The sequence below is a fragment of the Mycobacterium sp. UM_Kg1 genome (assembly GCF_000972925.1).
In the GTDB taxonomy this organism is placed as follows: Bacteria; Actinomycetota; Actinomycetes; order Mycobacteriales; family Mycobacteriaceae; genus Mycobacterium; species Mycobacterium hiberniae.
The window spans coordinates 1-19,692 of record NZ_JRMK01000084.1 but is presented as its reverse complement, the minus strand read 5'-3'; the positions used below and the strand labels follow the sequence as shown (position 1 = coordinate 19,692).

Below are 19,692 nucleotides of genomic sequence, written 5' to 3'. Positions count from 1 at the left end.
GGTCGACTCAACGATTCAGGGTTGGGCGCAAGAGATGTCCGGCGGGCGCGACCAGGTAGCCACAACAGCGGCCAGTGAGGAGTAGCGGGTGACGCAGAAGGACCCGGCGACGGGGCAAGACCAGGCAGGCGACGAGGTCACGGTGGAAACCACATCGGTTTTCCGCGCTGACTTCCTCAGCGAACTCGACGCCCCCGCGCAGGCGGGCGGCGAGAGCCTGACCTCAGGCGTGGAGGGGCTGCCTGTGGGTTCGGCGCTGCTGGTCGTCAAGCGGGGTCCCAACGCCGGATCGCGGTTCCTGCTCGACCAGCCGGTCACCGCGGCCGGCCGTCACCCCGACAGCGATATCTTCCTCGACGACGTCACGGTCAGCCGCCGGCACGCCGAGTTCCGGCTGGAGGGCAACGAGTTTCAGGTCGTCGACGTCGGCAGCCTCAACGGCACCTACGTCAACCGGGAGCCGGTCGACTCGGCCGTGCTGGTCAACGGTGACGAGGTGCAGGTGGGCAAGTTCCGTCTGGTGTTCCTGACCGGCCCGAAGACGGGTGAAGCCGAGGCCGGGCCGGGCAGCTAGTGGGCGCGCCCGACAGCCCTGAATTGGCCGGGATGTCGATCGGAGCGGTGCTTGAGCTGCTCCGGAAGGATTTTCCCGATGTCACGGTCTCCAAGATTCGCTTCCTGGAAACCGAGGGGCTCGTCATGCCGCAGCGGTCGGCGTCCGGCTACCGCCGGTTCAGCGCCTACGACTGCGCCAGGTTGCGGTACGTGCTGACCGCGCAACGCGACCACTACCTGCCGTTGAAGGTGATCAAGGCGCGACTGGACTCCGAACCGGATGGCGCGCTGCCCACGCCGGACTCGCCCTACCCCGCGCCGCGCCTGGTCGCGGCGGACGGAGAGGCCGCCGGTCAGGCCGCGCTGCCCACGCCGCCCCGGCAGGTCCGGCTGAGCCGCGAGGATCTGCTGACGCGGTCGGGCGGCGATGACGCGCTGCTGACAGCTCTGGTCCGGTCCGGTGTGATCACCGCCGGACCGGGTGGGCTGTTCGACGAGCACGCGGTCGTCATCGTCCAGTGCGCGCGGGGCCTGGCCGACTTCGGCGTGGAACCGCGGCACCTGCGGGCTTTCCGGTCCGCGGCCGACCGGCAATCCGACCTGATCGCCCAGATCGCCGGACCGCTGGTCAAGGGCGGCAAGGCGGGCGCCCGGGACCGGGCCGACGATTTGGCGCGTGAGGTCGCGGCGCTGGCGATCGCCCTGCACACCGCGCTGCTCAAGTCTGCGGTACACGACGTACTGCACGGCTGAGGACTAGACTTCCCTGGACGGCTCGTTGCGCGGCATGCGGTTCTGGCGACCGGGGGTTTCGCGGCGAGTCATACTGGGACGCATAAGGACTTGGGACACCGGCGAGCGCGGAGGGCTGACTGGAGATGGGTGAAGTACGCGTGGTCGGCATCCGCGTCGAGCAGCCGCAGAACCAGCCGGTGCTGCTGCTGCGTGAGGCTGACGGTGACCGATATCTCCCGATTTGGATCGGGCAGGCCGAAGCTGCCGCCATCGCTCTGGAACAGCAGGGTGTGGAGCCGGCCCGGCCCCTGACCCACGACCTGATCCGCGACCTGATCGGCGCGCTCGGACATTCCCTCAAGGAGGTCCGAATCGTCGACCTGCAGGAGGGCACCTTCTACGCCGACCTGATCTTCGACCGCGACATCACCGTCTCGGCGCGCCCGTCGGATTCGGTGGCGATCGCGCTGCGGATGGGCGTGCCGATCTATGTCGAGGAAGCGGTGCTGGCCGAGGCCGGCCTGCTGATTCCCGACGACGGCGACGACGAGAGCTCTGGCGCGGTACGCGAAGACGAGGTGGAGAAGTTCAAGGAATTCCTCGATAGCGTGTCGCCCGACGATTTCAAAGCAACCTGACCCGGCGCGGCGGACTCAGCCTCGTCACAGATACGTCTCATCTCTCCGCGTCAACACGACACGCCCATCCGGAAGCGACGCGCGGAAATCGCAAGCGCCATACTTGAGCCACGGCGGGAACAACTGCACGGCAGCTCGTCGAACGGCGTATGCTCACAACCAACTCGGGCAAGAGCAAACGCGGCCACCGGCCAGCCAGTGGCAACGAGCGCGATCGGCGAGAGGAAGCAGCGTGGGCGACCAACCGGGGCAGGAACAGCTGGACTTCACAGGTCAGTCCGACACGGGTGACCGCGACGTCCCCGCGGCTCCGGCCGCCGTCGAACAACCCGTTCAGGGCGGTCTGTTCCCCGACGACTCCGTTCCCGACGAGCTCGTCGGCTACCGCGGTCCCAGCGCCTGCCAGATCGCCGGCATCACCTACCGCCAGCTCGACTACTGGGCCCGAACCTCGCTGGTGGTGCCCTCCATCCGCGGTGCGGCCGGCTCGGGCAGCCAGCGGCTGTACTCGTTCAAAGACATCCTGGTACTCAAGATCGTCAAGCGACTGCTGGACACCGGAATCTCGTTGCACAACATCCGGATCGCCGTCGACCACCTGCGTGAGCGCGGGGTGCAGGATCTCGCCAACATCACGCTGTTCTCCGACGGCACCACGGTCTATGAGTGCACCTCGGCCGAGGAAGTCGTGGACCTGCTCCAGGGCGGCCAGGGCGTGTTCGGCATCGCGGTATCCGGGGCGATGCGGGAGCTGACCGGGGTGATCTCGGAGTTCCCCGGCGAGCGCGCCGACGGTGGCGAGTCGATCGCCGCGCCGGAAGACGAGCTGGCCAGCCGGCGCAAGTTCCGCGACCGCAAAACCGGCTAGCGCCCGCGGTCCCGGCTCTACCCGACTGCGCGTTCGGCCATCGGCGTGAGCACTTCGTGGGCGAAGCGGCGCAGGGCCGCGTCATCGCGAAAGTCCGGGTCGGTGGACGGCATCGAGACATAGGTGAGGAACAGCCGGGCGAAGACGTCGGCCACCCAGCGCACCGACTGGCTGGGGCTGCCGGGGGAGTCGCCGTGCAGGTAGTTGGCGATGAACGCCGACCCCATCGCCAGCAGATCCGCGGAGTCGGCGGCCGGCGCCGACCCGAACTGCCCGGCCCGGCTCAGCATCGGGTGCTCGCGGGTGAAGGCCACGGCGGCCACGAAGGCCTCCGCGACACCCTGCGGTTCGGGGGTGCTGTCGATGGCATGGGCCACGGTGGCGAGAAAGCGCTGCGTCTCCCGGTGGATCAGCGCCTGGATCAGATCCTCCCGCCGCGGATAGCGGCGGTAAGCCGTCATGCGCGACACGCCCGCGCGCCGGACCACATCCTCGATGGTGATGCGGCGCAGTCCCACCGTCGCGGCCTCCTGAACCGCCGCGTCGAGGATGCGCCCGGCGGTCGGGTCGGTGGCGCGCTCGCCGGGCGATCCGGCTACCGCCTGGCCGATCACCGTGACGAACTGTGGCTCGATCATGGCGTCGCCGCGGTCGCCGCGCCGACACCGTGGGCGCGCTCGAAGGCCAACCGCGCGTAGGGCGGCGTCCCGAACGCCCACCGAATGCGCCGGGCGTCTAACTGCAGTGCCGGCCCGATGAGCCGCCGCGACAGCGCCGACGGGCGGTCGAAACCGATGAGTTCGCGCGCCCAGTGCGGCGCATAGCTCATGCCCGAATACATGGTGAATCGGTGCAGCGCGCGGTCGAGGGGGCCGGGCAGTTCGGGGACGAAGGGGGAGGTGAGCAGGAATTCGACGAACTCCCGGGTCTGGGCGTTGACGCTCAGCTGCGGGCGCATCCGGCGGACGTAGTCCTCGAGTTCCGGCATGGTCGAGGGCACCCACTCGGCGCCGGCCATCAGACCGATTGTGGCCTGCTCGGTCAGATAGCGATCACGCTCCTGCGGGCTCAGCTCCCGATTCGTGCGCTCGAAGGCCCGCATGATCATCCAGGGAATGCAGGTATGCACCCAGGCCAGCAGTTCGGGGTCCAGTGCCCGGTATGCCACCCCGTCGGGCCGGCTGCCGGTCACGTGGGAGTGAATGGACTTGACCTGCGCGATCAGCTGCGTTGCGGCGTCGGTATTGCCGAAGGTCGTGGTCAACACGTAGCCAAGGGTGGTGCGGGCGCGGCGGAACGGATCCTGGCGGTAGCTGGAGAGGTCCTGCACGCCGGCGATCACCGACGGATGCAGAATCTCCAGCACGATGGCGGGCAGCCCGGCCTGCGCCACCGCGGCCAGGTCCGCGTTCACCTCCCAGGACACGCTGCCGGGACCGATCAGACCCGGGTCGCCCGGGCGGCCGCCATAGACCCGGGGATCGTCGTGGCGACCGACGATTCCGGTGAAATCGTCGACGATGCGCTGTCGCAGGGTGCCCATGACGGCCCTCTCTGGTAGGGATGTGACAAATCTGGTCTTATTCATACCACCCCGGGCGGTGCGGGCACAGCCCTTCCCGGGGGCGAGGCCGCGGCCGCCGGCTCGCCGCATCTCGGGGTGCCAAGCCCGGCGGGTAATATGACGTCCGCATCAGCCTCGCGCGGGAGAGTTCCGCGGCAGCCAGCCGCGGACGCCGAAGGAGCAATACCTCTCCGACAACCTCTCAGGCACCCGGACCGCGCCGGCATTGATGCCTCTGGAAAGCGGTGGCGCCCGTTCGGGCTACACCCGCCCATGGGGAAAGGCGCCTGGACCGGCGCCGAATCTCTCAGGCGCCCGGGCCGGGCAGACGACAGAGGGGGAGGACACGAATTCGTCTAGCGCCCAGGAGTTCTCCGTGTCCGAGCACACCGCATCCACCTTCGTCGACCGGCACATCGGCCCGGACAGTGCGGCGATCAGCACGATGCTCGCCACCATCGGCGTCGCCTCGTTGGAGGAGCTCGCCGCCAAGGCCGTCCCGGCCGGCATCCGCGATGCCCTGAGCACCGACGGCATCGCCCCGGGACTAGACGTGCTGCCGGCCCCGGCGGGCGAGGCGCAGACCCTGGCCGAACTGCGGGAACTGGCCGACGCCAGCACCGTCTCGGTGTCGATGATCGGCCAGGGCTACTACGACACGCTCACCCCTCCGGTGCTGCTGCGCAACATCATGCAGAATCCGGCCTGGTACACCGCGTACACGCCCTACCAGCCGGAGATCAGCCAGGGCCGGCTGGAAGCCCTGCTGAATTTCCAGACCATGGTCGCCGACCTCACCGGGTGCGAGATCGCCAACGCCTCGATGCTCGACGAGGGCACCGCAGCCGCCGAGGCCATGACCTTGATGCACCGCGCGACCCGCGGCGCCTCGCACCGTCTGCTGGTCGATTCCGACCTGTTCACCCAGACCGCCGCGGTGCTGGCCACCCGCGCCGAGCCGCTGCGCATCGAGATCGTCACCGCGGACCTGCGGGACGGACTTCCCGACGGCGACTTCTTCGGGGTGATCGTGCAGTTGCCGGGGGCCTCCGGCCGGATCACCGACTGGTCGGGGCTGATTGCCGCCGCCCACGAGCGGGGCGCGCTGGTGGCGGTCGGCGCCGACCTGCTGGCGCTCACGCTGCTCACCCCGCCCGGCGAGAGCGGTGCGGACGTGGCATTCGGCAGTGCGCAGCGTTTCGGCGTGCCGATGGGTTTCGGCGGCCCGCACGCCGGATATCTGGCCGTGCACCCCGGCCACGCCCGTCAGCTGCCCGGCCGGCTGGTCGGGGTGTCCCGGGATCGTGACGGCGCCGAGGCCTACCGGCTGGCGCTGCAGACCCGCGAACAACACATCCGCCGCGACAAGGCCACCTCCAACATCTGCACCGCGCAGGTGCTGCTGGCGGTGATGGCAGCGATGTACGCCAGCTACCACGGCCCTGAAGGCCTGACCGCCATCGCGCAGCGGGTGCACACACAGGCGGAGAAGATCGGCGCCGCCCTCGGTGACGCGCTGGTCCACGACCGCTACTTCGACACCGTGCTGGCCCGCGTACCGGGCCGCGCCGACGAGATCATCGCCGCCGCCAAGGCCCGCGGGATCAACCTGTGGCGGGTGGACGCCGACCACGTCTCGGTGGCCTGCGACGAGACCACCACCGACGCGCACGTCGCGGCGGTTCTCGAGGCGTTCGGGCTGGCGCCGGTCGAGTCCGCCGGCGTGCCGATCGCCACCCGCACCGCGCCGTTCCTGACCCACCCGGCATTCTCGCGCTACCGGACCGAAACCGAGATGATGCGCTACCTGCGTTCGCTGTCGGACAAGGACATCGCCTTGGACCGCAGCATGATCCCGCTCGGGTCGTGCACCATGAAGCTCAACGCCGCCGCCGAGATGGAGTCGATCACCTGGCCGGAGTTCGCCCGCCAGCACCCGTTCGCGCCGGCCGGCGACGCTGTGGGCCTGCGGACGCTTATCGGGCAGTTGGAGACCTGGCTGGCGGCGATCACCGGATACGACGCGGTGTCGCTGCAACCCAACGCCGGCTCGCAGGGCGAGTACGCGGGCCTGCTGGCGATCCACGCCTACCACGCCAGCCGCGGCGAGTCCCACCGCGACGTCTGCCTGATTCCGTCCAGCGCACATGGCACCAACGCCGCCTCGGCGGCACTGGCCGGGATGCGCGTGGTGGTGGTGGCCTGCCGCGAGAACGGCGACGTCGACCTCGACGATCTGCGCAGCAAGGTCGCCGAACACGCCGCGGCGCTGTCGGCGTTGATGATCACCTACCCGTCCACGCACGGGGTCTACGAGCACGACATCGCCGAGATCTGTGCCGCCGTCCACGACGCCGGCGGCCAGGTCTACGTCGACGGCGCCAACCTCAACGCGCTGGTCGGGCTGGCCCGGCCCGGCAGGTTCGGCGGCGATGTCAGCCACCTCAACCTGCACAAGACCTTCTGCATCCCGCACGGCGGCGGCGGACCCGGGGTCGGGCCGGTGGCGGTGCGCGCACACCTGGCGCAGTTCCTGCCCGGGCACCCGCTGGCCCCGGAGTTGCCGGCCGGTCCGCCGGTTTCGGCGGCCCCGTACGGGTCGGCATCGATCCTGCCGATCACCTGGGCCTATATCCGGATGATGGGGGCCGCCGGCCTGCGTGCGGCGTCACTGACCGCAATCGCGTCGGCGAACTACATCGCCCGCCGACTCGACGAGTACTACCCGGTGCTCTACACCGGGGAGAACGGCATGGTCGCCCACGAATGCATCCTGGACCTGCGGGAGATCACCAAGCGCACCGGCGTGACCGTCGATGACGTCGCCAAGCGGCTGGCCGACTACGGCTTCCACGCCCCGACCATGAGTTTCCCGGTGGCCGGGACGCTGATGGTGGAGCCCACCGAAAGTGAGAGCCTGGCCGAAGTCGATGCCTTCTGCGCGGCCATGATCGCCATCCGCGGCGAGATCGACCGGGTGGCGTCGGGCGAATGGACCGCTGACGACAACCCGCTGCGCGGCGCCCCGCACACCGCCGAGTGCCTCCTGGTGCAGGACTGGGAGCACCCCTACCCGCGGGAGCAGGCCGCCTACCCGTTGGGCCGTGACTTCCGCCCGAAGGTGTGGCCCCCGGTGCGCCGGATCGACGGTGCGTACGGCGACCGCAATCTGGTCTGCTCGTGCCCCCCGGTGGAGGCCTTCGCCTGAGCGACGGCGCCCGCACGCCCTTCGGCAAATAGCCAGCATCGTCTCAGCGCACCCAAACAAAGCGTCTAGGATCGCCCTGACCCATTCTGGCTGAGGTGTGCATCGAGGAGGACCCGTGACGGAGTCCATGACCCGCTCCTGTGTCGCGGGAATCGCCCTCCTGGGCGCCGGGATCGTCACGGCCGCACCGGTTCCGGCACCGGCGCCCGCCGTGTCGCCCAGCGTGGCGCTGGCCGCCTCCTACGGCGACCTGTTCGCCAACACCGTGGACAACATCGAGCGCATCGGTGCCCAAACCGACTGGTCGGCTCTCGGCCAGGTGTTCACCACCGTGTTCACCAACCCGTTGGGCCTGATCGATGCGGCCAGCAGCTTCACGCTGGCGGTCGACACCGACACCGCGTCGCTTCCCGCGACGCTTGCGGTGCAGCTCTCGCCTGGGCTGGAGCTGCTGATCGCCGGCCTGGTCTCGCATGTGGCGACCCTGGATGCGTTGATCGGCGTGATCGAGGATCTGGGCGACTCCAAGACCGCATGGACCGCGTTGGTCAACGCCCCGGCCACGCTCCTCGACGCCTACCTCAACGGCCAGCGCGATGTGAGCCTGCTGGGCGGCGCGATGAGCCTTCCGGTGTACAACGGGGTACTGGCCCCCGAACAGAACCTGGAACTCAACCTCGACCTGTCCCGGGTGCTGGACATGCTGGGACTGCAGATGCCCGATCTGGGCGGCGTGGACCTCGACGCCGTGATCGAGCACGTGCGGCTGGGCACCCTGACCGTGGGCACGCTGCTCAGCGGCCTCGGGCTCAGCGACGAAGGTATGGGCGACCTGCTGGAGTGGGCCACCGGCGTGGGCACGCTCGGCGACCTGCTGAGGTTTTTGGGCCTGGGCGATTTGGGATTGAGCCAGTACAACCTGGCCGCGCTGTTGAGCGAATGGGGTGGCACCGACTTCTTCCGCGACCTCGATCTCGACCTTGCGCTCGGCGACTTCCGGTTCGCCGACGTGGTGAGCGCCTTCGGGGTCGACGCCGCGATTCCCCTCGCCGTGGGCCACCTGCTCGTCGGCCTCGGCGAGGGCGACCTGTCCAGTGCCTACCTCGGCAGCCTGCTCTCGGACATCGGGCTGCTCGGCCAGCTGAGCGGTTGGCTCCAGGAGGGCGCGGCCGACCTGTTCGACCCCATTCCGTTCATCGGGCCGCTGTTGACCGACCTCGCCGACGAGTTCCTGGGATCCGGTGGTCTGGAAGCCCTGCTCAACACTCTGCAAGTCGGTGACCTACTGGGCGATCTGGCGATCGATGACTCCATCGGTTCGGTCCTGGGCAGCGTGGGCGAGGCGCTGCTGTGGCTGGGCGATCTGACCATCGGTGGTGTCCTGACCGACCTCGGCTTCGCCGACTCGGTCGCCGACCTGACGCTGCGGGACCTGCTGAGCGACCTCGGCGGCCCACTGGGCGCGGTGCTGACCGACGGCCCGCTCGGCCTGGACCTGACCTGGTTGCTCAACGGCCTCGACCTCGGCGATGTACTCGCCTACCTGGGACTCGACGGCTTCTCGCTCAACCTCGGCGATCTGGTCGGCGACTGGGTGAATCCCTACCTGGCCGACCTGCTCGAGGGATTCGTCGCCGGGCAGCTGACCCTGGCCGGTGCCAGCGTCGGCTCCTTCGGCGGTACGTTCACCGAGCTGCTGGTCAGCATGCCCCAGCAGCTCCTCGACATGCTCGACGGTTAACCCAGCAGCGAGTTCAGCGCTGCGCCGAGCTCGGGGGAGTTCCCGGCGCGCACGTTCTGGTAGGTGCCGCCCGACAGCTGTGCCACCGCCTGCCACGTCGCCTGATCGGCGTCGGCGCCGAAGTCGATGACGTTGACGGCGACGGGGCGTTGCGGGTCGGTGGTGGACCGAATGAACTCCTCGAGCCCAGGTCCGTCCAGGGTCCGGTCGGTGTGCGGACCCGCGGTGATGACGAGCACCGAGTTGGACTGCCCCGGAAGGTAATTGGCTAGGGCCTGGTTGTACACCATGCGCAGCGTCGTGAAGGACACCGCACCGCCGGGCGTCGAACTGAGCTCGTTGAGCTCGCTGATCAAGGTGTCCGCCCGGGTGGCGTCGTTGAGCGGCTCGTCCAGCGGGCCGGCGGTGACCAGACTGTGCCCCTCGGTGCCGTCGAAGGTCCACAGGCCCACGGTCGAATTCGGGGCCAGCTCCCTGATGCGCCGATCCAGTGCGGCGATCACGTGCGCCAAACGGCTCTTGCCGCCCTCGTCGGTGGTCATCGACTGGTCGAGCATGAGCGTGACCGCTGCGCTGCCCGGCAGGGTGGTCAGGGCGTTGGCCAACGCGGCGCGCGTCGCGTCGTCACCGACCGAAAGAGTGTCCGGCACCGCGGGGAACCCGGTGACGTCACTGCTCGGGGGTGCGACGCCCTCGACCCGGAAGCCGGCCTTGGCCAGCTCGGCGAGCTGGTCGGGTTTACGGGCGAAGCGGGCGAATTCGCTGGCGGCACTGACCTGTTCCTGCGACAACCAGGAGCCGGCCAGCAGCACGGTGGGGTAGTCGGCGACCGGCACCGGCCCCGGCGGCCGCCACGAACCCAGCGCGGTGGCCGGGTCGGACAGCGACTTGCCCCGGGTGAACAGCTGCTGTTCGGTGGTCACCACCGCATGCACCGGAGAGGCCGCCGGATTTCCCGGGCGCAGAAGGACGTTCATCGCCTCGGCAAGTGACGCGTCGACAAGTTTGGGCTGTCCGCCGGCAAGCCGGTGCACCGCCCCGACACCATCGGTGGCGGGAGCGCCCTTGGAGACGGCGCCGGCCGCCACGGCTTCGCCGGCCAGGAATGCGGCGTCGCCGTTGCCGTCGATGGGCAGCGCCAACCGCAGCGAGCCCCACCCGGCAAGGCCGAGTGGGCCCAGTCCGTCCGGGTCGGTCTGCAGGTCCGGCAGGCTCGCCCAACTCTGCTTCTGCAGAGCGCTTTTGAGCTGCGGAGTAACCGCCAGCAGCACCGGCGAGGTGACCAGCGACCGGCTGTCGCTGACCGTCTCGGCGCCGGCGGCGGTCTTCAACCGGGCCGCGGAGATGGAGCTGCCGGGGATCCACAGCGCCGGACGCTGGCCGAGCTGGGCCGGCCAGTCGCCGAGGAAGCCGCTGACCACGGCATCGGAATCGGCCGGCCTGACCTGCACCGACACACAGCGGTCGCCGATCGGCTTGGCGGTCTTGTTGAACCGGTCGGCGAACCCCTGTACGTGGTCGGCGATCGACGGATCCGCCACGACGGCAACGGCCAGGTCGCCGGCGGCGCAGCTGCGGGCGGCGATCGCGGAGCGATGCGACAGCGAATTGCCGAAGAAGCGCCACAGGATCACCACGCCCACCACGACGACCACGGTGACCAGCGCGGCGATCACGCCGACGCTGACCCCGCGCGCTCCGGAGTCGTTACGATGCCGGCGCCACCGGTCGAGATGACGGTGCCCACCGCTGGGGTCTTCGTCGGCCGACTCGGCAACGGACTGGCCGGCGATGGCACCGAAAGGCCCGGTCTGATACCGCGACTGCTCCTCGGCGGCGCCGCGGCGCATGTACTGGGCCGGGTCGGCGTCGCCGGGTTGCGGCCCGGCGTCATGGCCGGTGTCGCCGTAGAAGGGCTCGTCGAAGTACGCCTCGTGATAGTCGTCGACGTAGTCGTCGTCGTCCGGATCGGCGTAACTGTCGAACGCATGGTCCGAGAACCCGGCGTCGTCGCCGTAGTCGTCCACACCAGCGGGTCCGAAGGGCTCGTCGTCGGAATCGTCCGGGCCGGGCAAACTGTGCCTACCCACAGTGGCTGCGTCCTCTCCGCCTGGCCGGGTGTCCGGCCACGGTCATTCGGATCGGTGTCGGGTCAGACACCGGCCTGGGCTTTGAACTCCCGCCGGCGCCGGTGCAGGATCGGCTCGGTGTAGCCGTTGGGCTGAGTGGTCCCGGACAGGATCAGCTCGCGGGCGGCCGCGAAGGCGATGCTGGATTCGAAGTCCGGTGCCATCGGCCGGTAGTTGGCGTCACCGGCGTTCTGGCGGTCCACCGCCGGGGCCATCCGTTCCAGGCTCGACTGCACGTCTTCGGCGGTGATCACCCCGTGCCGCAACCAGTTCGCCAGCAACTGCGACGAAATCCTCAGGGTGGCACGGTCTTCCATCAGCGCCACATCGTGGATGTCGGGGACCTTCGAGCAGCCCACGCCCTGGTCGATCCAGCGCACCACGTAACCCAGGATCGACTGGCAGTTGTTGTCCACCTCTTCGCGGATCTCGTCGGGCGCCCAGGCCAGGCCTTCGGAGAGCGGGATGGTCAGCAGCTGATCCAGCGTTGCCCGCCGCTCTCCGGCCAGTTCCCGCTGCACCTCGAAGACGTCCACCTGGTGGTAGTGCATCGCGTGCAGGGTGGCGGCGGTGGGCGAGGGCACCCATGCGGTGCTCGCCCCCGAGCGGGGGTGGGCGATCTTCTGCGTCACCATGTCGGCCATCAGGTCGGTCATGGCCCACATGCCCTTGCCGATCTGGGCGTGGCCGGGAAGTCCGGCGGCCAATCCCGCGTCGACGTTGTTGTCCTCGTAGGCCAGGATCCACGGCTGGGACTTCATGTTGGCCTTGCGCACCATGGGCCCGGCCTCCATCGAGGTGTGGATCTCGTCGCCGGTGCGGTCCAGGAAGCCGGTGTTGATGAACACCACCCGGTCGGCGGCGGCTTTGATGCACGCGCGCAGGTTGACCGTGGTGCGCCGCTCCTCGTCCATGATGCCGATCTTGAGGGTCTTCTGCGGCAGTCCCAGCACATCTTCGACCCGGCTGAACAGCTCGGCGGTGAAGGCCACCTCGTCCGGCCCGTGCATCTTCGGTTTGACGATGTAGATCGAGCCGGTGCGGCTGTTGGTCAGCGGTCCGTTCTCCTGCGATGCGGTCAGCCCGTGCACGGCGATGAGCCCGGTGAACAACGCGTCCTGGATGCCCTCGAACACCTCGGTGTTCTCGCCGTCGGCGGTGTTGATGATGGCGTCGTTGGTCATCAGGTGACCGACGTTGCGGACGAACATCAGGCTGCGGCCCGGCAGGGTCACCGTGCCCCCGTCCGGGGCGGTGAACTCGCGGTCGGCGGACAGGGTGCGCGTGAAGGTCTCGCCGCCCTTGTTGACCTGCTCGGCCAGGTCGCCGCGGTTGAGGCCCAGCCAGTTGCGGTAGCCGAGCACCTTGTCCTCGGCATCGACCGCGGCCACCGAATCCTCGAAGTCCATGATCGTGGTGACCGCCGACTCCAGCACCACGTCTTTGATGCCGGCGGGGTCGGTGGAACCGATCGGCGACTCCGGGTCGATCAGGATCTCGATGTGCAGGCCGTGGTGTGACAGCAGCACCGACGACGGCGCCTCGGCGTCCCCGGTGTAGCCGACGAACTCGGTGGGCGCGCCGACGGTGGTGACCACGTCGTCGGCCAGCGTGACCACCAGCGCGGCGTCTTCGACCGCGAAGCTCTTGACCTCGGTCCAGCTGCCGGTGGTCAGCGGCACGGCATGCTCGAGGAATTTGCGGGCATAGGCGATCACCTTCTCGCCGCGCACCGGGTTGTAGGACGTGCCCTTGTGCGCCCCGTCCTCCTCGCTGATCACGTCGGTTCCGTACAGCGCGTCGTACAGCGATCCCCAGCGCGCGTTGGCGGCGTTGAGCGCGAACCGGGCGTTGAGCACCGGCACCACCAGCTGCGGGCCGGCCTGCACCGCGATCTCATCGTCGACACCGGCCGTGGTGACCGTGAAGTCCTCGGGTTCGGGCAGCAGGTACCCGATCTCGGTGAGGAAGGCCCGGTACGCCTCGGTGTCCAGCGGTTCGATCACCCGATGCCGGTGCCACTTGTCGATCTGGGCCTGCAGTTCATCGCGACGTGCCAGCAGCTCCTGGTTCTTCGGCGTCAGATCGGTGACGACCTTGTCCACCCCGGCCCAGAAGCTGTCGGGGTCGACACCGGTGCCCGGCAGGGCCTCATCGGTGATGAAGTCATACAGCACGCGTGCGACCCGTAAGCCGCCCACCGACACCCGTTCTGTCATGATTTCCTCCCTCTTAGCCGATCTACCACCTTACCGGCAGGTAACGAGGCTATTCGCATCTGTCGATCAGCTGCTCGCAGCGGGCCAGCAGCGTCGCCCGCAACGGTGCAGCACGCTGGGCGATCTCACCTTGGCGACGGACATATTCAGCGCGGCCCGCCGCGGTCTCGACGGCGATCGGCGCATAGCCGTAGCCGCTCAGGTCATAGGGGCTGGCCCGCATGTCGATCTCGCGCGCCGCCGCTGCCAGCTGCAGGCAGTCCAGCAGCAGGTCCGATTCGATCAGCGGCCCCAACTTGTAGCACCACTTGTACAGGTCCATGTTCGCGTGCAGGCATCCCGGCTGCTCCCAGCCGATCTGGGTGGACCGGGTGGGCGTCCCGGCGTTGCGCGGTGCCGCCGCGGGGGTGAAAAACCGGAACGCGTCGAAGTGAGTGCAGCGCAACGGTGTTGCCTCCACAACACGGTCCACCTCGACGGCGGGCAGCCGCAGCGGAACGTGCTCGTGCCGGACGGACTGGTGGGCCGCGCGGCGATACACCATTGCCCACTCGTGCAGCCCGAAGCAGTTGAGCTGCGCGGGCCGCTGCCCGCAGGCACGCAGCAGCCGCGCGACGAACCGCACGGTATCGGCGCGCTCTCGCAGGTATCCGGCGGCCACGCCGACCCCGCCGTCGCGCACCGTGTAGCCGCGGCGCCCGCGGTAGTCCTGCAGTGCCGCCGGCCCGGCCAGCCGCACCCCGTAACCGGGGTTCCACCAGCGCAGCTGCGCCGGCCGCAGGCTGTAGTAACTGAACAGGAAAGCCGGCACCGGGTCGCCGGACGCGATCCGCTGCAGCAGCGGAGGCAGGAAGCGGTCCAGGCGTTGCCGGTAGGCCTTGGCGCGGGCCTGCCAAGCCACCGCCTCCAGTGTCGGTTCAGCCAGGTCAAACACGGTGCGTCCCGTCGCGGACGGTGCCGACGACGTCCTGCACGAGATCCTCCAGCGTCACCATGGCCACCGCGGTGCCGTCATCGCTGACCGCCAGCGCCAGGTGGCTGTTGCTGCGGCGCAGCCGTGACAGCGCATCGGCCAACGGTAGAGCGGCCGGGACGCGCGGCAGCGGCCGGATGGCGGCGACGTCGACGACGGCGCCGCCGGCCCCGGCCGGGGTCTCGTTGAGCAGAACGTCCTTGATGTGCAGGTAGCCGACGAATTCACCCTGGTCGACGACCGGGAACCGGGAGTAGCCGGTGGCCGCGAAGGCCTGCTCGATCGCGGCCACGGTGGGACCCTGGCCGGCGGCCGCCACCGGTACGGCGCGGACGTCGCCGATCGGCAGCGCGACATCGGCGACCACCCGGGTGCGGATCTGCAGGGCGCGGGTCAACCGGGTGTACTCCTCGAGGTCGAGCAGTCCGGCCGAGACCGATTCGGCGATCATCTCGCTCAACTCGACGGTGGACACCGTGATCTCCAGCTCGTCCTTGGGCTCGATCCGCATGGCCCGCAGGGTGACGTTGGCGCACCAGTTGTAGAAGACGATGAACGGCCGGGCAGCCGCCATGTAGACCAGGTACGGCGGGATCAGCAGCATCGCCGCCGTCTCGGGCCCGGCCAGGGCGATGTTCTTGGGCACCATCTCGCCGAACAGCAGATGCAGCATCACCACGATCGTCAACGCGACGACGAACGCCACCGTGTGCAGCAGCGCGTCGGGGATTCCGGCCAGCCGGAACGCGGGCTCGAGCAGGTAGGCGACCGTGGGCTCACCGATGCGGCCGAGCAGGATCGAGCACACCGTGACACCCAACTGCGCCCCGGCCAGCATTCGGGACAGCTGCTCGCCGGCCCGGATCACCGTGACCGCGCTCTGCCTGCCCTGCTCGGCCAGCGCCTCGAGCCGGTCGCGCCGTGCCGAGATCAGCGAGAACTCGGCGGCGACGAAGAAGGCGTTCGCCGCGATCAGCAGCACGGTCAGCGCGATGTTGAGCAGATCAGCCATCGGCACGCCCCAGCCGGGTGAGCACCAGCAGGTCGATGCGGCGGCCCTCCATGCGGACCACCCGGGCCAGCCAGCGTGGCGGGTGGGCGGAGAGCTCGTCGGGCTCGAACGCAGTCAGCTCGACGGTCTCGCCGGCCGCCGGGATGTGGCCGAGTTCCTGCAGCACCAGTCCGCCGATGGTCTCGTAGGAGCCTTCCGGCGCGCGGTAGCCGGTGGCGGCGGCCACCTCGTCGATCCGCAACAGCCCCGAGACCTGCCAGCCGCCGCCGGCGGCCACGACGTCCGGGGTGGCATCGTCGTGCTCGTCGCGGACATCGCCGACGATCTCTTCGATGAGGTCCTCGGCGGTGACCATGCCGGCGGTGCCGCCGTATTCGTCGACGACCATGGCCACCTGTTGGCCGTTGGCGGCGATCTGTTCCATCACCGCGTCACCGTCGAGGGTCGACGGCACCACCGCGACCGGCTTGCTCACGGCCCGCAGCGGAGTCGATGCCCGGTCGGCTACGGCTACCGCCAGCACCTGTTTGACGTGGACGATGCCGACTGTGGCGTCCAGGTCGCCGTCGACCACCGGAAATTTCGAGAAACCGGTGTCGATGGCGGCTGCGGCCAGATCGGCGACGCTGTCACCGGCCTGCAGGCTCACGATCTTGGACCGCGGTGTCATCAGCTCTTCGGCGGTCAGGGCTCCGAACCGCAGCGAACCCTCCACCAACGCGGCCGTGGCGGGGTCGAGCGCGCCGCTGCGCGCCGAATTGCGCACCAGCGAAGCCAACTCACGCGCGGAGCGCGCCGACGCCAGCCGGTCGGCGGGTTCGATCCCCAACCGCCGCAGGATGCGGTTCGCCGTGCCGTTGGTCACTTTGATCGCGATCGCGAACACCCGGGAGAACCACAGCTGGGGACCGGCCGTCGCCCGGGCAGTCTGCAGCGGTCGTGCCACGGCCAGGTTCTTGGGCACCAGCTCGCCGAAGACCATGGACACCGACGTCGCGATCACCAGGGCCGCGACCAGCGCGACGCCTGAGGCCGTCCGGTCGGGCAGGCCCACCGCCGTCAGCGGGGGGCGAAGCCACCGGGCCAGCACCGGTTCGGCCAGGTAGCCCATGGCCAGCGTGGTGATCGAGATGCCCAACTGCGCACCGGACAACTGGAAGGACAACGTGCGGTGGGCGTCTTGGATGTAGGCGTCGCGGCGGCCACCACGCGCAGCGTTGGCGTCCACCACGCTGCGTTCCAGGGTGGTCAGGGAGAACTCGGCGGCCACGAACACCGCGGTGCCCAAGGTCAGGACCGCGAACGCCAGCAGGCTGGCCAGCGTGACGGCGAGACTCACGGCGCCGCCCCCGCGGTGGCACCGCCGCCCGCGCCGTGCGCAGCGCGCCAGCCGAGGTGTGTGCCCGGACCCATCGGTCTCACCAGCCGAACGGTAGCGGATGTCCCTCGGCGAAGCCCGCTGCCGACTGCACGCCGAGCACCACCCGCTCGTGGAGCTCGGCGAGATCGGCGGCCCCGACGTAGGTGCAGGTGCTGCGCAGGCCGGAGGTGATGTGGTCCAGCAGATCCTCGACGCCGCCGCGCTCTGGGTCCACCGCCATGCGCGAGGTCGAAATGCCCTCCTCGAACAGTGCTTTGCGGGCGCGGTCGAACTCGCTGTCGGCCGCGGTGCGCGCGGCGACCGCCCGCTTGGACGCCATGCCGTAGCTTTCCTTGTAGGGCATGCCGTCGCGGTCGAACATCAGCTCGCCGGGAGATTCGTAGGTGCCGGCGAACCAGGAGCCGATCATCACGTTCGACGCGCCCGCGGCCAGGGCCAGCGCGACGTCGCGGGGATGGCGAACACCGCCGTCGGCCCACACATGGGCACCGAGTTCGCTTGCTGCGGCGGCACATTCGACGACAGCGGAGAACTGGGGGCGGCCCACGCCGGTCATCATGCGGGTGGTGCACATGGCGCCGGGACCGACGCCGACCTTGACGATGTCGGCTCCGGCGGCGATCAGGTCGCGGGTGCCCTGCGCCGACACCACATTGCCGGCCACCAGCGGCACCGCCGGCTTGAGGGCCGCGACGGCCCGGATGGCCTGCACCGCCTTCTCCTGGTGGCCGTGCGCGGTGTCGATGACCAGCAGATCCACCCCCATCGACAGCAGCGCGGCGGCTCTGGCGGCGACGTCGCCGGTGATGCCGACCGCCGCGGCGACACGCAACCGCCCGGCCGCGTCGGTGGCCGGGGTGTAGATCCCGGCCCGGATCGCCCCGGTGCGGGTCACCACGCCGGCCAGGGTGCCGTCGGGATGCGTCATCACCGCCACGCCGACCGGCGCGTGTTCCAACAGGTCGAACACCGTGCGGGCATCGGTGCCGACCGGTGCTTCGACCAGGTCGGACACCGCGACGTCGCGAACCCGGGCGAAGCGATCCCCCCCCTCGCAGCACGCCTTGGTGACCAAGCCGGTCGGCCGCCCGTCGACCACCACCACCGCGACGCCATGGGCACGTTTGGGGATCAACGCCATCGCGTTGGCCACCGAGTCGTCGGGGGACAGCACCACCGGGGTGTCGGCGACCAGGTCGCGGCTTTTCACGAAAGCCACGGAGTGGGCCGCGGCGTCGAGCGGCAGATCCTGTGGCAGCACCACGATCCCGCCCCGCCGGGCCACCGTCTCGGCCATCCGCCGCCCCGCCACCGCGGTCATGTTGGCCACCACCACCGGGATGGTGGTGCCCGAACCGTCACGGGTGCACAGGTCCACGTCGAGGCGTGAGTCGACCGACGAGCGGTTGGGGACGATGAAGACGTCGTTGTAGGTCAGGTCGTGGGACGGGTCGTATCCGCTGGCAAACCTCATCGGGTTGCCACCACCGGATTATCGGGTTCCGACGAGCCCATCTGTTCGCCTCCACACGTCGTACGCCGGACTCCGGCACCCGCCGGGCCAGAGCGTATCGGTCCGGTCAGCAACGCTACCGCCAGCGCGAGCACGCGCACCACCTGACGCTCTTCGCAACGCGTCCGGCGCGCCGCTCGCCGATCTGCACACGCCGGCCTGGCAGGTATCGCACAATGACCGCGATGAGAAAAACGGCTTTGCCCGCCGGCGTGCGGGAGTGGCAGGGCGGTGGCCGCTGGATGACGTCTGCTGCGGGGCGGGTGTTTGTCCGATCAGGGGAGGGGGAGGGGCCGACCGTGCTGCTGCTGCACGGTTTTCCGTCCAGCTCCTACGACTACCGCGAGATGGTGCAGCGGCTGGCCGGACGGTCCTGGCTGACCATGGATTTTCTCGGGTTCGGGCTGTCGGACAAGCCACGGCCGCACCGCTACAGCCTGCTCGAACAGGCCGACCTGGTGGAGCAGGTGGTGACATCGAACACCACCGGTCCGGTGGTGGTGCTCGGTCATGACATGGGCACCTCGGTGACCACCGAACTGCTGGCCCGCGACATCGACGGCACCCTGAGTTTCGACCTGCGTCGCGCGGTGCTGACCAACGGCAGTGTGATCCTGGAGCGGGCCAGCCTGCGGCCGAGCCAGAAGTTGCTGCGCAGCCCCCTGGGGGCCATCGCGGCCCTGCTGCCCAATCAGCGCGGCTTCGTTCGCGGCTTCGGCCGGTTGTTCAGCCCGGACCATCCACTGAGTGAGCAGGAAGGCGTCGCGCAGTGGGCGCTGTTGGCGCACAACGGCGGAAACCGGATCATGCACCTGCTCTCGGCCTATCTCAACGAACGGGTGCGCTACGCGCAGCGCTGGCACGGCGCGGTGCGGGACTGGCCCAAACCGCTGGGCTTCGTGTGGGGTCTGCGCGACCCGGTCGCGACCACCAACGTGCTGGACGGGCTGCGCGAGTTACGCCCCGCCGCCGAGGTCGTCGAGTTGCCCGGGCTGGGGCACTATCCGCAGATCGAGGACCCGCAGGCCTTCACCGAGGCGGTGCTGCGGCTGCTGGTCCCGCCTGCTTAGATGTACTGCCCAGACAGGTTGGTCAACTTTGTGATGGGTGGGACTTTCCCGATCGCTGAGTGTTGCCGGTGGTGATTGTAGGTATG

At 69.5% G+C, this 19,692-nt stretch carries 15 protein-coding genes and 1 riboswitch; of the genes, 7 read left to right on the top strand and 8 right to left on the bottom strand.

Annotated features, from left to right (window positions below; genetic code table 11):
* The first annotated feature begins 88 nt into the window (after nt 1-88).
* The 4 genes from garA (at nt 89) to LI92_RS13835 (ending at nt 2,796) form a co-directional block, all read left to right on the top strand.
* On the top strand, nt 89-574 hold the full coding sequence (gene garA / locus LI92_RS13850; RefSeq protein WP_046319771.1) for a glycogen accumulation regulator GarA: 486 nt from the start codon (nt 89-91) through the stop codon (nt 572-574).
* Nucleotides 574-1,308 carry a transcriptional regulator FtsR gene (gene ftsR, locus LI92_RS13845; protein ID WP_046319770.1) on the top strand — a complete coding sequence of 245 codons (735 nt, stop codon included), beginning with the start codon at nt 574-576 and terminating at the stop codon, nt 1,306-1,308. The genes garA and ftsR overlap by 1 nt, the downstream gene beginning before the upstream one ends.
* Nucleotides 1,309-1,433: 125 nt before the next feature.
* Complete coding sequence (locus LI92_RS13840; RefSeq protein WP_046319768.1) at nt 1,434-1,928, top strand: bifunctional nuclease family protein; 495 nt, start codon at nt 1,434-1,436, stop codon at nt 1,926-1,928.
* Nucleotides 1,929-2,160: 232 nt separating this feature from the next.
* Nucleotides 2,161-2,796: a MerR family transcriptional regulator gene (locus LI92_RS13835; RefSeq protein ID WP_046319766.1), complete on the top strand. Its 636-nt coding sequence runs from the start codon at nt 2,161-2,163 to the stop codon at nt 2,794-2,796.
* Nucleotides 2,797-2,813: 17 nt separating this feature from the next.
* Here LI92_RS13835 and LI92_RS13830 read toward each other — a convergent pair whose 3' ends face one another.
* Nucleotides 2,814-3,434: a TetR/AcrR family transcriptional regulator gene (locus LI92_RS13830; RefSeq protein ID WP_052740795.1), complete on the bottom strand. Its 621-nt coding sequence runs from the start codon at nt 3,432-3,434 to the stop codon at nt 2,814-2,816.
* Nucleotides 3,431-4,339, bottom strand: coding sequence for an oxygenase MpaB family protein (locus tag LI92_RS13825; RefSeq protein ID WP_286135092.1), 909 nt, complete (start codon nt 4,337-4,339; stop codon nt 3,431-3,433). The genes LI92_RS13830 and LI92_RS13825 overlap by 4 nt, the downstream gene beginning before the upstream one ends.
* 151 nt (nt 4,340-4,490) lie before the next feature.
* Nucleotides 4,491-4,588: riboswitch (glycine riboswitch) on the top strand.
* 148 nt (nt 4,589-4,736) lie between these two features.
* On the opposite strand from LI92_RS13825, the gene gcvP reads away from it, so the two are divergent.
* Nucleotides 4,737-7,568, top strand: a complete 2,832-nt coding sequence (gcvP, locus tag LI92_RS13820; protein WP_046319764.1) for an aminomethyl-transferring glycine dehydrogenase — start codon at nt 4,737-4,739, stop codon at nt 7,566-7,568.
* A gap of 115 nt (nt 7,569-7,683) precedes the next feature.
* Nucleotides 7,684-9,309 (top strand): hypothetical protein, encoded by a 1,626-nt coding sequence (locus tag LI92_RS13815; protein WP_152665474.1) that lies wholly within the window; start codon nt 7,684-7,686, stop codon nt 9,307-9,309.
* Here LI92_RS13815 and LI92_RS13810 read toward each other — a convergent pair.
* The 6 genes from LI92_RS13810 to LI92_RS13785 form a co-directional block, all read right to left on the bottom strand.
* The gene (locus tag LI92_RS13810; protein WP_046319761.1) at nt 9,306-11,399 is read right to left on the bottom strand and encodes a substrate-binding domain-containing protein; all 2,094 of its coding nucleotides are present in this window, start codon (nt 11,397-11,399) and stop codon (nt 9,306-9,308) included. The genes LI92_RS13815 and LI92_RS13810 overlap by 4 nt on opposite strands.
* A gap of 62 nt (nt 11,400-11,461) precedes the next feature.
* On the bottom strand, nt 11,462-13,657 hold the full coding sequence (locus LI92_RS13805; protein WP_046319759.1) for a malate synthase G: 2,196 nt from the start codon (nt 13,655-13,657) through the stop codon (nt 11,462-11,464).
* A 49-nt stretch (nt 13,658-13,706) separates the two neighbouring features.
* Nucleotides 13,707-14,591: a hypothetical protein gene (locus tag LI92_RS13800; protein ID WP_046319757.1), complete on the bottom strand. Its 885-nt coding sequence runs from the start codon at nt 14,589-14,591 to the stop codon at nt 13,707-13,709.
* Nucleotides 14,584-15,642, bottom strand: a complete 1,059-nt coding sequence (locus tag LI92_RS13795) for a hemolysin family protein (RefSeq protein ID WP_046319775.1) — start codon at nt 15,640-15,642, stop codon at nt 14,584-14,586. Before LI92_RS13795 ends, LI92_RS13800 begins: the two co-directional genes overlap by 8 nt.
* Nucleotides 15,635-16,981 (bottom strand): hemolysin family protein, encoded by a 1,347-nt coding sequence (locus LI92_RS13790; protein ID WP_046319756.1) that lies wholly within the window; start codon nt 16,979-16,981, stop codon nt 15,635-15,637. Before LI92_RS13790 ends, LI92_RS13795 begins: the two co-directional genes overlap by 8 nt.
* Nucleotides 16,982-17,060: 79 nt before the next feature.
* Nucleotides 17,061-18,497, bottom strand: coding sequence for a GuaB1 family IMP dehydrogenase-related protein (locus LI92_RS13785; RefSeq protein ID WP_046319755.1), 1,437 nt, complete (start codon nt 18,495-18,497; stop codon nt 17,061-17,063).
* A gap of 215 nt (nt 18,498-18,712) precedes the next feature.
* On the opposite strand from LI92_RS13785, the gene LI92_RS13780 reads away from it, so the two are divergent.
* Nucleotides 18,713-19,606, top strand: a complete 894-nt coding sequence (locus LI92_RS13780; protein WP_082109712.1) for an alpha/beta fold hydrolase — start codon at nt 18,713-18,715, stop codon at nt 19,604-19,606.
* The last annotated feature ends 86 nt before the right edge of the window (nt 19,607-19,692 follow it).

What these genes read in the sequence shown, in the direction of transcription:
- LI92_RS13780 (WP_082109712.1), top strand. Translation starts at nt 18,713, where the DNA reads ATGACCGCGATGAGAAAAACGGCTTTGCCCGCCGGCGTGCGGGAGTGG.
- LI92_RS13830 (WP_052740795.1), bottom strand. Translation starts at nt 3,434, where the DNA reads ATGATCGAGCCACAGTTCGTCACGGTGATCGGCCAGGCGGTAGCCGGA.
- LI92_RS13825 (WP_286135092.1), bottom strand. Translation starts at nt 4,339, where the DNA reads ATGGGCACCCTGCGACAGCGCATCGTCGACGATTTCACCGGAATCGTC.
- LI92_RS13805 (WP_046319759.1), bottom strand. Translation starts at nt 13,657, where the DNA reads ATGACAGAACGGGTGTCGGTGGGCGGCTTACGGGTCGCACGCGTGCTG.
- LI92_RS13785 (WP_046319755.1), bottom strand. Translation starts at nt 18,497, where the DNA reads ATGAGGTTTGCCAGCGGATACGACCCGTCCCACGACCTGACCTACAAC.
- LI92_RS13840 (WP_046319768.1), top strand. Translation starts at nt 1,434, where the DNA reads ATGGGTGAAGTACGCGTGGTCGGCATCCGCGTCGAGCAGCCGCAGAAC.
- LI92_RS13795 (WP_046319775.1), bottom strand. Translation starts at nt 15,642, where the DNA reads ATGGCTGATCTGCTCAACATCGCGCTGACCGTGCTGCTGATCGCGGCG.